Raw genomic sequence first — 14,981 nt, 5'->3', positions numbered from 1 at the left:
ATGACGCGCAAGGAATACCCCGTTCAGGACTGGCGGCCCATCCAGCAGCAGCTGCGCGCCCTGTCGTTTTACAGCGGCACGATCGACGGCGCCCGCGGCGCGCTGACCAACGAGGCGATCGTCGCCTTCAAGCGCAGCCTCGGGTTCGCCGCCACGCCGTATTACGGCCCGCTGACCCATGCGCGCCTCATGTCCCAGCCCGCCGCTGAATCGGTCATGCCGTGGATGAACGAGGCGTGGGCCGTGCTGGGCGTCCACGAGGTGCGGGACAAGTCCCGGCTGCGCGCCTGGTTTGATAGCGCCGTCGCATGGATCGACCCGGCCGAAATCCCTTGGTGCGGCGCCTTCGTGGCGACGTGCTTGCGGAAGTGGAAGCCCGAGATCGAACTGCCCGGCAACCCGCTGGGCGCCCGCCAGTGGGGCGCATGGGGCGTGCGGTGCAAGCCGCAGGTCGGCGCGATCGCCGTCTTCTCGCGGCCGGGCGCAAGCTGGTCCGGCCACGTCGGCTTCCTCGTCGGCGAAGGGGTGGGTGTCGTCCACGTCTTGGGGGGCAACCAGTCAAACGCCGTCACCGTGGCGCCGATCAAGAAGGACCGGCTGATCGAAACCCGTTGGCCGTCCCTCGCCACCCCCGCCGATCGCCCGCTGCCGTTCAACAAGGTGGCCGGCCGCATCAGCAGCAACGAAGCCTGACAGGAGAACACCGTGAACCTGAACCTCTTTGCCCTCGCCGTCTTCATGGGCATCGCCGCCGGAGGCGCGGCCCACGCTGGCATCGTCACCGACGCGATCGCGCCGCAGGTCCATCTGATCGTCGCAAGCCTCGTCACGCTGGCCCTCGGCTATGCCTGGGGCGTGCTGTCCCGGTTCGTCAGCGCCCGCGCCGCCGCGGCCAATGCCAAGGCCGCCGCTGAACGCACCCTTGCCGACCGCGCCGCGATCCTGGCCGAACAGGAACTGCGCAAGGCCAAGATCGAGCAGTTGACCGAGTTCGGCATCCGCTGGGCCAAGGCGAACGTCGACCGTCTGACCCCGGCGCTGGCGCCGATGAAGCAGGCCGATGATCTGGTGACGGAATACCTCGAGGCGCTGACGCGGCGGAACCCGGATCTCGCCGCCTATATGCGCCTCGATCGGGCATCCGCGACCGAGCGCCTGGCCGACGCAATCACCGACGCCCTGACCGCCATCGGCCAGCCGCCGGCCACTGGCGCGGTGTCCGGGCAGTTCTGAATCGACGGGACGTAAGCCCCCCGAGCGACGAGCCCCGGCCATGCGCCGGGGCTTTTCGTTGGCGGAAATGTGCGGAACATTCTGGTCCACATGATGCGGCACGCGGCATCCCATATTGCCAGCATCAGCGCATTTTCCGGGAAAAATGGCGGAGGGAATGGGCCTCCAATCCAACCTTCTCCACCTTAAGTCATTGAAAGTCATTATGTTTAAATCTCGGCAATCTTCAGCTTGCGCTTCCACATGACGCGATTAGCGCAGACCTTGCGCATATCCCCCTGGGGGGATAAGAGCGCACGATGTCCGAGTCAGCCCAGCACAGTTCGCACCCCCATATCATCAACCGCCTCAAACGGGCGGAGGGACACCTCAGATCCATCATCGCCATGCTGGAGGCGGAGAAGCCCTGCGCCGAGATCGCGGGCCAGATCAAGGCGGTCGAAAGCGCTGTCACAGCCGCCAAGCGGATGCTGATTCACGACCACATCGACCATTGCCTGGGGCACGGCGGCGAGAGCGATCTCGTCGAATTGCGCGCGCTGGCCAAACTTCTCTGAGAGGCACCATGCTCGCCGTCCTTGCCAACCGCACGTACCGTCATCTGTTCGCCGCGCAGGTCATTGCGCTGATAGGCACCGGCTTGGCCACGGTCGCTCTCGGGCTTCTGGCCTGGGATCTCGCGGGGGCCGATGCGGGGGTGGTGCTCGGCACCGCGCTTGCGATCAAGATGGTCGCCTATGTGACGCTTGCGCCGATTGCCTCGGCCTTTGCCGACCGGGTGCCGCGACGGGCGATGCTGGTGGCGCTCGACCTGATCCGGGCGACGGTCGCGCTGGCGCTGCCTTTCGTGTCCGAGGTCTGGCACATCTATGTGCTGATCTTCCTGCTGCAGGCGGCATCGGCTGGCTTCACCCCGACCTTCCAGGCGACGATCCCGGACGTTCTGCCCGACGAGGCCGAGTACACGCGGGCACTGTCGCTCTCGCGGCTGGCCTATGATCTGGAGAACCTGCTCTCGCCGATGCTCGCGGCCGCGCTGCTGACGGTGGTGAGCTTTCCGGTCTTGTTCGGCGGCACCGTCATCGGCTTTCTGGCATCGGCCGCACTCGTGACGACCGTCACTCTGCCGTCACCCCGGCCGACGCAGCCGCGCGGTATCTGGGACCGGACCACCCGCGGCATCCGCATCTATCTCGCCACGCAGCGCCTGCGGGGGCTGCTTGCGCTAAACCTTGCGGTGGCCGCAGCAGGGGCCATGGTGATCGTCAACACGGTCGTGCTGGTTCAGGCGCGGCTTGGCCTCGGCGAAGAGCAGGTGGCGCTGGCACTCGCGGCGTTTGGCGGCGGCTCGATGGTCGCGGCGCTGCTGCTGCCGCGGCTGCTCGACCGAATGCCGGACCGACCGCCGATGATTGCGGGTGCCATGATCCTCGTTTGCGGAACGGCCCTCGGCCCGCTTGTCGGATCGCTGCCTGCGCTGATGGCGCTGTGGCTTGTCATTGGCTTCGGCTACAGCCTGACACAAACACCGACGGGGCGGCTGCTGCGCCGTTCCGCCCAGCCAGAGGATCGGCCGGCGATCTTCGCCGCCCAGTTCGCGCTCAGCCATGCCTGCTGGCTTCTCACCTATCCGCTGGCGGGCCGGTTCGGGGCCGCATTCGGTCTGGATGCGACCTTTCTCATCATGGCGGGCCTCGCCTCCCTCGGGGTGGCGGGCGCACTGAAGCTCTGGCCTGCGGCAGAGGCGGAGGTTCTGCCGCATGAACACCCCGATCTGCCCGAAGGCCATCCGCATCTGTGGGAACATGGAGAGGGCGGCCACAGCCACGCCGTGGTGATCGACGACCTGCATCGGCAATGGCCGCGCCGGCGGGCCTGACCGGTTCCTCATGGGCGATCTTGCCGTTTATGGCGGCCTGTTTCTGGCTGCCTTCACCGCTGCGACTCTGCTCCCTGCCCAGTCCGAGGCACTGGTTATGGGTCTTTTGCTGGCCGACTACGCGCCATGGCTGGTGCTGGCCGTAGCAAGCGTCGGGAATGTCCTGGGTTCTGTGGTCAACTGGTTTCTCGGGCGAGGGATCGAACGTTTCCGCGGCCGCCGCTGGTTTCCGGTGAGCTTCGCCGCACTGGCGCGGGCGGAAGGCTGGTATCTCCGCTACGGCAGATGGTCGCTGCTGCTGGCCTGGGCGCCGATTATCGGCGACCCGCTTACTATCGTAGCGGGCGTGCTGCGCGAGACCTTCCTGGTATTCCTGCTCCTCGTCAGCATCGCGAAGATAGGCCGCTACCTTATTCTGGCAGCAGCGACCTTGGGGTTCGGCTGACTATGGCTCTGTGTGTGCCTCGACTCGCAGTGCGAGCTGCGGCTTCTGACCTTCAATCCGGAGAAGGCCTGAAATGCTGTCTCCGTTCGGGGATCGGCGCTCGCTGCCCTTGTCCATCCCGAAACGCCGAGTTCACCTCGCCGGTTCTCGCTTCAGATCACGAACACCGGCGCGAACCCGCCACCTGGCGTCCTGAAGTTCGTGGTCTGACCTTGATAAAGGCGCGCGGCCACCAGAAGCACCTGCCCTTCGTAGGTGTACAGTCGCACGTCCATCTTGCGCCTCTGGGGTGTCTCGTCGATCTTGATCATGCGTTCGCTGGGGCGGACCAGCGTCTGGGCTACGTATCCGCCCTCCGCGATCTCCGCCCAAGCTCCTTTCGTCAGCTTGTCGCCACGATAGACCGCCTTGCCGCCATGCCCGCCGGTCGGCTTGAAGAACAGGTCCCTGCGGGATTTCCAAAGTGCGTCAGCGTTATCGGGATTGACCAGGACGGTGCCTGGAACGGCATCAAGCAGGGCGCGAAGTCTCGGCTCCACGCCCCAGGCCTCCAGCGTCGCGGGTTTTGAAAGAAGCGAAAGGTTGCGCTTGTCGGCAAGGAGCGCGTGGTTGTGCGGATTCGGCGTCACAACCACCGCGCCGTCCCGGTAGGCTTCCTGCAATGCCTTGTGCTCGGGCTGATCGAAGGCGAAATCGGTGACCCGGTTGTAAACGAGGTCGATTCTCTTTCCATCGACGCTGAGCCGACCATCGTCGTAGCGAAGTTGGCTGGCATCGGCGATGACCGCGTCTACCCCTCGTGCCGCGAAAACCCGCCGCGCGAGCACGAATTCGGGATAAAGATACTGTTCCGGCGGATTGTCGTCGACGATGGCGATGCGTTCTGGCGCGCCCGTTCCACGCTGCCGAATCCATTCGTTCTGGAACATGCGGAACGCCGCGTCCTCAAAGGATAGCAGCGTCGGGGGGATGTCCATTTCGGCACAACACGCGCGCTGCGCCCTTGCAAGAAAGGCATTGAGAAATGCCCCGCCGGCGTTGGTATTGATCTCGATCAGCCGGGGGCCGTCTTCGCCAAGATGAAAGTCGTAGCCCATCAATGCCCCGATCGGACCGTGATCCGCCCGCGCGATTTCCGGCGCCCAGGAAAGGACCGCGGCTTTGTATGCCGCGAGTTGGGCGGTGGTCTCCACAGCCGCTGCGATCGCGCGCATCTCATCCACGGTGGTGGCCGAAAGGAACACCGGTACGTGCGAGAACAGATGGGCTTTGGGGCGGATGAACGTCTCGAAGAATGCCGGCTCACCGGCCTCGCGCTCCATCGCTTCGCGCAGCGATGGAAGGTCCAGTGTAACGCAGAAGCAGTTCTTGTTGAGCCGGTCCGTGCGGTCCTGAACCCGCTTCGATGAACTGGAGCCGGGATTGTTCATCGAGGGAAAACCCGAGGCGGCGCCAAGATCGAGCGCGCTTCAAATGCCAAGTAAGCCATGAATAATCCCACGAACATCCCTCCCAAAGGTTTCGCCATCAGGTCGATCCAAATATGCCGCTTCTGTTCGGCGGCCTCAACTGTGACCGGTGGGCCTCGGGAAGTTGCACTGCCGGTCGCACGGGCAGCTCCATCCCGAAGGTGCCATCAGTGTGGTTGCGACACATTCTCCTGGTAGGTCCGCTCGCGCTCTGGCCAGGTGCTCTTGATATAGGCGAGGACAACCCGGATCTCGGCGTCGCTGAGAAGATCGGCAAACCCCGGCATGTCGCTCTCATAGCCGCCCCCGACGATGGCGGCCGTGCCTTCCCTGACGATGCGGAACAGGATGTCATCGGGATGGTGCCACGTGTGGCCGCCGGCATCGTGCGGTGGCGCCGGGAGACGCCCGGACGGAAGGGGTGTCTTCCAGTCCGGCTGCCCCTCCAGGTCCGCACCGTGGCAGGAGGCGCATTGGTCCGCATAGACCTGCCGCCCCTGCTCGACTTCTGCAGATGCCGCGGCGGTGGAGGTTGTCCGGGCCTGATGCCATCCAGCGAGGATCGCCAGGATCAGGCCGCCGAGGAGCAATCCGAGCCACAAGATGTTACGGAGTTCTTTACTCATGAGTTGCATGATTGGTGGCGAGGAATTTCTATTGGCTATATGCCGAGGATGAAGTTCTGCCAGAGGCGCGACGCTTGGGGCAATGGACATTCCCGTGACCAGCGCCTATCTTTCCGGGATGTTCTCGCGCCTCGTCACCATGCTGGCCGTGCTCGTGATCGCCTTCATGACGACGGCGACGTCTGCGCATGCGGCGCGCCTGAGCGCAGGGCCGGATCACGCGGCGCATGTCAGCGAGATGACGCAGGTTGCGACCGGCAGCGACCGTTCCTGTGACGGCGAACAGCACTGCGGATCGATGGATGCTGGAAGCTGTGAGTTGCTTTGTTCAGGTCTTTCGGTCTTTCTGACATTTCCGAGGGAAGACTCGCCCAGCGTTTACGCGCCTGCCAGCCATGCCCTGCCAACTGCTAAAACCGTCGCCAGTCGGGCACCTGGACTGAACGAACGACCTCCCAAGCTCCGTCTCCTCTGATCGCGTCCGGGCCACGAGGCCCGCGGCGTCCTGTCGGTTTTGATGAACGGGACAGGCTGTCCCGAGGAGACGACCATGAATACCCTTTCACGACGCGGCTTCCTTGCCGCTGGCGCCGCCATGCTGGTCTATGCGCACCTACCGCGCATCGCGGCGGCGCAGGGCGCCGCCCCGCTGTCGCTGCGTGCCGCCACCCGGACGCTCGACATCGACGGTCGCGCCGCCACCGTCTGGGGTCTTGCCGGGCCGGCCGGACAGGGTCTGACACTTGATCCCGGCGCGCGGTTCCGGGTGAATCTGCGCAACGATCTCGATGTTGGCACGCTGATCCACTGGCATGGCCAGATCCCGCCCAACGCGCAGGATGGCGTGCCCGAAATGCCTTTGCCGATGCTCGCCCCTGGCGAGACACGCGCTTACGACTTCGCGCCGCTTCCCGGCACCTACTGGATGCACGCGCATGTGCCGATCCACGAGATGCGCCTTCTGGCAGCGCCGCTGATCGTGCGCAGCGCCGAGGATGTCGCCGCCGACCGCCAGGAGGTGGTGCTGTTCCTTCACGATTTCTCGTTCAAGGCGGCCGAGGAGGTGATGGCCGAGATCCTCGGCGGCCATGGGACCGCCGACGGTCACGGGGGCGGCCACGGCGCGGGCGTGGGCGGCATGGCGGCCATGGGTCAAGGCGCGATGGGGAACACGCCGATGGGCGGCATGGATCACGGCGCCATGGACGGCATGGCGATGGACCTTAACGACTACGACTGGGACGCCTATCTGGCCAACGACCGCACGCTGTCGGACCCCGAGGTGGTGCAGGTCGAGCGCGGCGGGCGCATCCGCCTGCGGGTGATCAACGCCGCCGCGGCGACGGTGTTCTGGATCGAGACTGGCGAAGCGCAGGCCCGGCTCGTCGCGGTGGACGGCCATGCCGTTCAGCCGATTTCCGGCACGCGCTTCGGCTTGGCCATGGGCCAGCGGCTCGATCTCGAAATCGACCTGCCGAACGCGGGCGGCGCCTGGCCGATCCTCGCGCTGCGGGAAGGCGCGCGCGAGCGCACCGGGCTGATCCTTGCCACGCAGGGCGCCGACGTCCGACGCATCGACACCATGGCGGAGGCCGAAGCGCCTGCCTTCGAAACCGACCTTGCCCAGGAATCGCGCCTGATCTCCGCCAATGCCCTGCCGGATCGCCCGGTGGACCGCCGCCATATGGTGATGCTAGGCGGATCGATGCAGCCCTATGTCTGGACCATCAACGGGGCCGTCTGGGGCCAGCATCGCCCGCTTGCCGCGCGCAGCGGCGAGCGGGTCGTGCTGTCCTTCCACAACATGTCGATGATGGGCCACCCGATGCATCTGCACGGGCATGTGTTCCAGGTCGTCGGGCTGAACGGACGTGCGGTCCGCGGCGCGCTGCGGGACACGGTCTATTTGCCGCCGATGTCGATGGTCGATATCGCGCTGGACGCGGGCGAGGCCGCACGCTGGATGCTGCATTGCCACCACATGCCGCATCTCGAGACCGGCATGATGACCGAATTCGCAGTCAACGCATGATCGGGCAAACCGCCAAGGAGGCGTGAGAAATGGCCAGCAAGACAGATCACCATCACCACAACCACGGCCATGTGCACGATCACGCGCATGACCACGCCGCCGTCGCGCGGGACGACACGCACAAGGTCAAGGACCCTGTCTGCGGCATGATGGTCGACCCGCACACGACCGAGCACAAGGCCGAGCATGCCGGCCGGCCGTATTACTTCTGCTCCGCCGGCTGCCGGGCCAAGTTCCTGGCAGAGCCGGAACGTTACCTCGATCCGGCGACCGCGGCGGCCACGGCAGAGCCGGTGCCCGAGGGGACGATCTATACCTGCCCGATGCACCCGGAGATCCGGCAGGTCGGCCCCGGCTCCTGCCCAATCTGCGGCATGGCGCTGGAGCCGGTGCTGGTCAGTCTCGAGGCCGGACCCAACGAGGAACTGATCGACATGACACGTCGGTTCTGGATCGGACTGGCGCTGACGATACCAGTGGTCGTCCTCGAAATGGGCGGCCATTTTCTTGGCTTGAGCCATTATGTCGGCCAGCTGACCTCGAACTGGCTGCAACTGATCCTCGCAACGCCGGTCGTTCTCTGGGCCGGCTGGCCATTCTTTCAGCGCGGCTGGCAGTCGCTGGTCAACCGCAGCCTCAACATGTTCACCCTGATCGCCATGGGCACCGGGACCGCCTGGATCTACAGCGTCGTCGCCACAGTTGCGCCCGGTATCTTTCCCGATGCGTTTCGCCAGCATGACGGTTCCGTCGCGGTCTATTTCGAGGCGGCGGCGGTCATCACCGTGCTGGTGCTGCTCGGGCAGGTGTTGGAACTGCGGGCGCGAGAGAGCACCAGCGGCGCCATCCGCGCGCTGCTCGACCTCGCCCCCAAGACCGCCCGGATCATTCGCGACGATGGCATGGAGGAGGAGGTTCCGCTCGACAGCGTGCATGTCGGCGACCGCCTGCGGGTGCGTCCCGGCGAGAAGGTGCCGGTCGATGGCGAAGTGCTGGAAGGCCGCAGCGCCGTCGATGAATCGATGGTGACGGGTGAATCGATGCCTGTGACCAAGGAGGCCGGTGCATCGGCCATCGGCGGCACCATGAACCAGTCCGGCGCGCTGGTGATCGAGGCGCGGAAAGTTGGCCGCGACACCATGTTGTCGCAGATCGTCCAGCTTGTCGCCGAGGCGCAGCGGAGCCGCGCGCCGATCCAGCGCCTCGCCGACCAAGTGTCGGGCTGGTTCGTGCCGGCGGTGATCGTGATCGCGATCCTTGCCTTCATCGCCTGGTCGATCTGGGGCCCGGAGCCGCGTTTCTCCTTCGGTCTGATCGCTGCCGTGTCGGTGCTGATCATCGCCTGTCCCTGCGCGTTGGGGTTGGCGACGCCGATGTCGATCATGGTCGGCGTCGGCCGTGGCGCGCAGGCGGGCGTGCTGATCAAGAACGCCGAGGCGCTGGAGAATATGGAGAAGGTCAACACCATCATCGTCGACAAGACCGGCACTCTGACCGAGGGCCGGCCCGCTGTGACCGCCATCGTTCCGGCTGCTGGCTTCAGCGAGGACGAGGCGCTGCGGCTTGCCGCCAGTGTGGAGCGGGCCAGCGAGCATCCGCTGGCGCTGGCCATCGTCCGCGCCGCCGAGGAGCGCGGGATCGCGACGGCGCCGGTTGCGGATTTCGACTCGCCGACCGGGAAGGGCGCGCTCGGGGTGGTCGAAGGCAAGCGCATTCCGCTTGGCAATGCGAAGTTCCTCGCCGAGCAAGGCGTCGATGTCGCTCCGCTCGCCGATGAAGCCGACCGGCTGCGCGAGGACGGGGCGACCGCGATCTTCATGGGGGTGGATGGCCGCGTCGCCGCGATCTTCGCTATCGCCGATCCGGTCAAGCCCTCGACGCCGGAGGCGCTGGCCGCGCTGAAGGCGCAGGGCATCCGCGTGGTCATGCTGACCGGCGACAACTGGACCACAGCGAAGGCCGTCGCGCGCCATCTCGGCATCGACGAGGTCGAGGCCGAGGTTCTGCCCGATCAGAAAAGCGCGGTCGTGCAGCGGCACAAGGCGGCGGGCGAGGTGGTGGCAATGGCAGGCGACGGCGTCAACGATGCACCGGCGCTGGCCGCTGCGGACGTTGGCATCGCCATGGGCACCGGCACCGATGTGGCGATGGAGAGCGCGGGTGTCACGCTGCTGAAGGGCGATCTGACCGGCATCGTGCGGGCGCGGCGGCTGTCGCAGGCGGTCATGGGCAATATCCGCCAGAACCTGTTCTTCGCCTTCATCTACAACGCGCTCGGCGTGCCGGTCGCAGCCGGGGTCCTCTATCCGTTCTTCGGCATCCTGCTGTCTCCGATCATTGCGGCCGCCGCCATGGCGCTCTCATCGGTCAGCGTCATCACCAATGCCGCTCGGCTGCGGAGGGTGAAGCTATGACGATGCCGGTGCCACGGCCCTCGGTTTGCCCATCACTCCCTTGTGAGCCGGATGCGGACCGTGACGGCGAGACAATACATCCATGAAAAAAGGTGTGACTATGAGAAACGACAGCAACATCAGCCGGCGCGCCATTCTGGCCGCTGCCGGCGCGCTGCCCCTGCTGATGTCCACGGCCGGCTGGGGACATGCCGAAACGCTGCCGCTGGTGAGCGTTACCAAGGATCCGTCCTGCGGCTGCTGCGATGGCTGGGTCGCGCATATCGAGGCCGCGGGGTTCCCGGTGCGGGTTGTGGAATCCACCGACATGGACAGCTTCAAGCAGCGCCTCGGCGTGCCGGCCGAACTGGCATCGTGCCACACCGCCGAGGTGGACGGCTATGTGATCGAGGGTCATGTGCCTGCCGCGGCGATCCGCCGCCTGCTGGTCGAGCGGCCTGACGCGACGGGGCTGGCCGTTCCCGGCATGCCTGCCGGCTCGCCCGGCATGGATTTCCCGGGCGTCGATCCCGAGCCGTATGAAGCGTTCCTGTTCGGCCCGACCACCCGGAGCTTCGGGCGCTTCCTCGGTTCGCGGGAAATCTGAAAGGCGCCGCCGACATGAACGCCAGGCTCGCGGATGATCTCAAACAGCACCTCGCTGTGGCGGCCTGCCTCCGTCCGCGGGGCTGGCGCCCCACGTCGGGTGGCGCGCGACGTGAACGCGACATCGCGCAGGGCCGGCGTGCCGCCGGCAAGGAAGGTGGCGCATGACCGAACGGGCGGGGGTCAAATTTCGGGCGAGTTGCGGCCGACTGCGCCGGTTTGCGATCTGCATCCTGCTGCTTGCCATCGGCGCACTGGTTCTGCAGGTCCCAGTCCATGCGAGCCCGACCGGACACGCCATCCACCAGCAACAGGCCGCTGCCCAGGCAAGCCACTGCACCCAGCATCACGTGTCGGACGACCATGGCGCCAATCAATCGGCAGGCTGCGTGAACACGGACAGTAGCCCAAACCTTGCGGATTGCTGTCAGACCTGTCTGACCGCCGCAGTTCCCGTCGCGCCGCCGGAGTTCGGCCCGCCGACGAGCGGTGAGGCTTTCACGGTTGTGCGCCCTGACCCGCACGACCGATTCCCCGAAGGCATCCTGAGACCACCACGTCCTATCGCTGCGTGATGCGCAGGGGATCGCCGCGAGAACGAATGTTGTCTCCGGCCGCTCCTGTGCAAACCCGAAAGACCAGCGAACAGAACGGAGAACCGCGACCCGAAACCCCGGGTCAGCGCTCTGGATCCAAAGGATGAAATCAATGAACCGAACCGCAATCGCCCTTTCCCTCGGCGTCCTGGCAGGCCTGCCTGGCGCTGCCCTCGCTCAGGCCGGGCATGACGCCCACCACCCGGGAACCCCGCCCGCGCAAGTGCAGCAGGCTCCCGTGCCGACGCCTCCCTCAGGCCAGATGGCTGGCATGCAAGGGATGATGCCAGAGCAGTGCCAAGCCATGATGCAGGCGATGGCCCCGGAATGCATGAGCGCGATGCACCAGATGATGCAGGGCGGAATGATGCAGGGGATGATGGGCGCGCCGAACGAGGGTGCCGCCCCGGCCAACGAAAGCCTTCCGGAGTTCACCCGGGCCTACGTCGAATCGATGAATGAAATGCACGGGCCGATGATGGACGGCGTCATGGCGGATGATCCGGATGTCGCCTTCGTCCGGGGCATGATCCCCCATCATCAGGGCGCGATCGACATGGCCCGGATCGTCCAGCAATACGGGGACGACCCGCAGACCAGGGCATGGGCGGACCAGATCATCGCGGCGCAGGAAGCCGAGATCGCCGAGATGCAGGCATGGCTGGAGGCGAAGGCCGGCGACGCGCCGTCGCCCTTTGCTCAGACCGGCGGAACGGTCTACTCCGCCAACGAGGGCGGCAATTCCATCAGCGCCTTCGATCTCGGCACGGGGGCGTTCGTCACGGTTACGATCCCGGTCGCGCCTCACAACGTCGATCTGACGCCGGATGGCAAGCTGCTGCTGGCGGTCGGAGATCCTGCCGCCGAGGGGGATCACGGCTCGGACGGCCATGGGCACGGCGCGGAGGGCGCGGCCGAGGGTCTGCTGGTCATTCTCGATCCGCGGGACCTCTCGGCGCCCACGGCGACCGTGACGGTAGGCTCGCACCCGGCCCATGTGGTCGCTGACCGGCAGGGGCGCGCTTTTGTCTCGCTGGCCGGCGGCAACGAGATCGCTGTGGTCGACCTCGCAAAGGCCGAGGTCATCGGGCGCATCGCGACGGGGGATTATCCGCACGGCCTTCGCCTCAGTCCCGATGAGAGCCAACTCTATGTGGCTAATGTCGAGGATGGCTCGGTTTCCGTCATCGACACGCAGGATCTGACGGAAGTTGCGCGCATTCCGGTGGGCGCAGCGCCCGTTCAGGTCGGGTTCACGCCGTCTGGCGATCAGGTCTACGTCTCTCTCCGGGACGAGAACCGTGTGGCCGTCATCGACACCGCCTCCCGCGAGGTGACGAACAGGATCGACGTCGGGCCGAACCCGATCCAGATGGTCGCGACACCGGATGGGGCCTACGTCTACGTGGCCAACCAGGGCACCGACGCGGAGCCTAACAACACCGTTTCCGTGATCGACACCGCGACCGGTCAGGTCGTGAAGACCCTCACCACCGGCGGCGGCGCCCATGGAGTCTCGGTATCGACCGACGGGGCATTCGTGTTCGTGACCAACATAGCCGACGATACCGTGTCGATCATCGACGTGGGGAGCCAGGACGTCGTCAAGACCCTACCAGTCGGTGATCGCCCGAACGGCATCGTCTACGGCGGCGCGGCCCGCTGAGTCTCTGGCGCCGGGGTTCACTCCGGCGCCAGCTTTCGACCACCGTTTTCACGATCGACGATGACCGTAAGGCTCGATGACGCGGGCATGACGTTCGCGAGCTTGCTTGCCTCCGACGGCCTTCCGGCGGCGGGGGCGCCCGCAAACCTCTAACGGCCGATGCGCCCGTTTGTTAACTTCTTCCAGACGTCCTTCCGACTTGCCTGGAGGAGACGAGAGGGGCGCTGATCCATCAGCGATATCATGCGCCGCGGACCCGGCTGAGCGCTTTTTTTGCGGCCTGCGATCCCGCGTGACGGCGTACGCAGCAAGCCTATCGGCATTGCGGGGATGTCCGATCAGCAGGTTGCCACTCTGCCTCGGGTTGGCTCGCTGCCCGCCGGCCGAGTCTTGGCAGCGGCGGCGCGCTGGTCTAGACGGCAACAAACCCGCTTGGACCCGGTGCAATTCCGGGTGGCTCTTCCGGCCGCCGATCCGCCGGACAACCTGTTTTCACCAGACACACAAGACGGCACCGATCCGGGTGCCGCCACAGGACGGTTCATGACTTTCTTCCCTAATTATCGCGACGAATGGCTTGGCAACATCCGAGCCGACATCCTTTCGGGCCTCGTCGTCGCCCTGGCGCTGATCCCCGAAGCGATCGCATTTTCCATCATCGCGGGCGTGGACCCCAAGATCGGCCTCTACGCCAGCTTCTCCATCGCCGTGATCACCGCCATCGTCGGCGGGCGGCCTGGGATGATCTCGGCCGCGACCGCTGCGACTGCGGTGCTGATGATCACCCTCGTGAAGGACCACGGGCTGGAATACCTGTTAGCTGCGACGGTGCTGGCGGGGCTGATCCAGATCGGCGCGGGACTGCTGAAGCTGGGCCGTTTCATGCGATTCGTCTCGAAGTCGGTGATGACCGGCTTCGTCAACGCGCTCGCAATCCTGATCTTCATGGCACAGCTGCCCGAGCTCGACCCAACGCGGGCCGGCCCGCTGACCTGGGCGCTGGTCGCAGCCGGGCTCGCGATCATATATCTGTTCCCGACGCTCACCCGCGCGATCCCGTCACCGCTGGTCACCATCGTGGTCCTGACCGCGCTGGCCTGGACAATGGGCTGGGACGTAAGGACGGTCGGCGACATGGGCGCGCTGCCTGACACGCTGCCGATGTTCCTGATCCCCGACGTGCCCGTGACCTTCGAGACGCTGGCGATCATCCTGCCCTACTCGGTCGCGGTGGCAATTGTCGGGCTGCTGGAAAGCCTGATGACCCAGAACATCGTGGATGAACTGACCGACACCGCCAGCGACCGCAACCAGGAATGCATTGGCCAAGGCGTGGCCAACACCGTCACCGGCTTCATCGGCGGAATGGTGGGCTGTGCGATGATCGGGCAGTCGATCATCAACATCAAGTCGGGTGGACGCGGCCGGCTGTCCAGCTTTGCCGCCGGGGTAATCCTGCTGTTCATGGTCGTGGTGCTGGGCGACCTGGTCGCCATCATCCCGATGGCGGCGCTGGTCGCGATCATGGTCATGGTGTCGATCGGCACCTTCTCCTGGTCGTCGATTAGCAACCTGCGCACGCATCCGCTGTCGTCGTCCGTCGTCATGATCGCGACGGTCGTCACTGTGGTTTACACGCACAACCTGGCGATCGGGGTGCTGGTGGGCGTGCTGCTGTCGGGCATCTTCTTCGCGGCAAAGATCGCGCAGCTGTTCCGTGTCACCTCGACGCTCAGCGAGGATGGCCGACACCGCACCTATGTCGTTGAAGGCCAGCTTTTCTATGGCTCGGTCGAGGATTTCATGACCGCCCTCGACTTTCGCGAAGCGGTCGAGCGCGTCACCATCGACGTCAGCCGCGCGCACATCTGGGACATTTCGTCGGTCCAGGCGCTGGACATGGCGGTGCTGAAGTTCCGCCGCGACGGGGCTGAAGTGGAGATCGCCGGCATGAACAAGGCGACCGAGACCATCGTCGACCGGCTGGCGGTCCACGACAAGCCGGGCGCCCTCGACAAGCTCATGGCGCATTGAGG

At 65.8% G+C, this 14,981-nt stretch carries 14 protein-coding genes and 1 other annotated feature; of the genes, 12 read left to right on the top strand and 2 right to left on the bottom strand.

Features of this window, described 5'->3' with window-relative positions; all coding sequences use genetic code 11:
- The 5 genes from B0A89_RS13060 to B0A89_RS13040 all read left to right on the top strand — a co-directional run bounded on the left by B0A89_RS13060 (window position 1) and on the right by B0A89_RS13040 (window position 3,557).
- Complete coding sequence (locus B0A89_RS13060) at window positions 1-693, top strand: NlpC/P60 family protein (RefSeq protein ID WP_085378482.1); 693 nt, start codon at window positions 1-3, stop codon at window positions 691-693.
- Window positions 694-705: 12 nt separating this feature from the next.
- A complete protein-coding gene (locus tag B0A89_RS13055; RefSeq protein WP_085378481.1) occupies window positions 706-1,233 on the top strand; it encodes a hypothetical protein in 528 nt (175 codons plus the stop codon).
- A gap of 299 nt (window positions 1,234-1,532) precedes the next feature.
- Window positions 1,533-1,790 carry a metal-sensing transcriptional repressor gene (locus tag B0A89_RS13050; protein WP_085378480.1) on the top strand — a complete coding sequence of 86 codons (258 nt, stop codon included), beginning with the start codon at window positions 1,533-1,535 and terminating at the stop codon, window positions 1,788-1,790.
- A gap of 8 nt (window positions 1,791-1,798) precedes the next feature.
- The gene (locus B0A89_RS13045; RefSeq protein ID WP_085378479.1) at window positions 1,799-3,112 is read left to right on the top strand and encodes an MFS transporter; all 1,314 of its coding nucleotides are present in this window, start codon (window positions 1,799-1,801) and stop codon (window positions 3,110-3,112) included.
- Between the two features lie 10 nt (window positions 3,113-3,122).
- On the top strand, window positions 3,123-3,557 hold the full coding sequence (locus tag B0A89_RS13040) for a YqaA family protein (RefSeq protein WP_085378478.1): 435 nt from the start codon (window positions 3,123-3,125) through the stop codon (window positions 3,555-3,557).
- Between the two features lie 152 nt (window positions 3,558-3,709).
- Here the strand turns inward: B0A89_RS13040 and B0A89_RS13035 are convergent, their stop codons facing one another.
- On the bottom strand, window positions 3,710-4,987 hold the full coding sequence (locus tag B0A89_RS13035) for an ATP-grasp domain-containing protein (protein WP_085378477.1): 1,278 nt from the start codon (window positions 4,985-4,987) through the stop codon (window positions 3,710-3,712).
- 206 nt (window positions 4,988-5,193) lie between these two features.
- Window positions 5,194-5,652 (bottom strand): c-type cytochrome, encoded by a 459-nt coding sequence (locus B0A89_RS13030; protein ID WP_085378476.1) that lies wholly within the window; start codon window positions 5,650-5,652, stop codon window positions 5,194-5,196.
- 94 nt (window positions 5,653-5,746) lie between these two features.
- Here B0A89_RS13030 and B0A89_RS13025 point away from each other — a divergent pair, with 94 nt between their 5' ends.
- The 7 genes from B0A89_RS13025 to B0A89_RS13000 all read left to right on the top strand — a co-directional run bounded on the left by B0A89_RS13025 (window position 5,747) and on the right by B0A89_RS13000 (window position 14,979).
- Window positions 5,747-6,127 carry a hypothetical protein gene (locus B0A89_RS13025; RefSeq protein ID WP_240558557.1) on the top strand — a complete coding sequence of 127 codons (381 nt, stop codon included), beginning with the start codon at window positions 5,747-5,749 and terminating at the stop codon, window positions 6,125-6,127.
- Between the two features lie 75 nt (window positions 6,128-6,202).
- Window positions 6,203-7,684, top strand: a complete 1,482-nt coding sequence (locus tag B0A89_RS13020; RefSeq protein ID WP_085378474.1) for a multicopper oxidase family protein — start codon at window positions 6,203-6,205, stop codon at window positions 7,682-7,684.
- Window positions 7,685-7,713: 29 nt separating this feature from the next.
- Complete coding sequence (locus B0A89_RS13015) at window positions 7,714-10,098, top strand: heavy metal translocating P-type ATPase (protein ID WP_085378473.1); 2,385 nt, start codon at window positions 7,714-7,716, stop codon at window positions 10,096-10,098.
- A gap of 100 nt (window positions 10,099-10,198) precedes the next feature.
- The gene (locus tag B0A89_RS13010) at window positions 10,199-10,684 is read left to right on the top strand and encodes a DUF411 domain-containing protein (RefSeq protein WP_085378472.1); all 486 of its coding nucleotides are present in this window, start codon (window positions 10,199-10,201) and stop codon (window positions 10,682-10,684) included.
- 163 nt (window positions 10,685-10,847) lie between these two features.
- Window positions 10,848-11,258: a hypothetical protein gene (locus B0A89_RS14755; protein ID WP_126156116.1), complete on the top strand. Its 411-nt coding sequence runs from the start codon at window positions 10,848-10,850 to the stop codon at window positions 11,256-11,258.
- 133 nt (window positions 11,259-11,391) lie between these two features.
- A complete protein-coding gene (gene copM, locus B0A89_RS13005; RefSeq protein ID WP_205949753.1) occupies window positions 11,392-12,945 on the top strand; it encodes a CopM family metallochaperone in 1,554 nt (517 codons plus the stop codon).
- A gap of 431 nt (window positions 12,946-13,376) precedes the next feature.
- Window positions 13,377-13,432: a sequence feature (sul1 is cis-regulatory element that is thought to sense ions involved in sulfur or methionine metabolism; They are found in Alphaproteobacteria), on the top strand.
- A 56-nt stretch (window positions 13,433-13,488) separates the two neighbouring features.
- Window positions 13,489-14,979 carry a SulP family inorganic anion transporter gene (locus tag B0A89_RS13000; RefSeq protein ID WP_085378470.1) on the top strand — a complete coding sequence of 497 codons (1,491 nt, stop codon included), beginning with the start codon at window positions 13,489-13,491 and terminating at the stop codon, window positions 14,977-14,979.
- Window positions 14,980-14,981 lie beyond the last annotated feature (2 nt).

This window comes from Paracoccus contaminans (genome assembly GCF_002105555.1).
Classification (GTDB): Bacteria; Pseudomonadota; Alphaproteobacteria; order Rhodobacterales; family Rhodobacteraceae; genus Paracoccus; species Paracoccus contaminans.
This window is presented reverse-complemented; position numbering and strand designations above follow the sequence as displayed.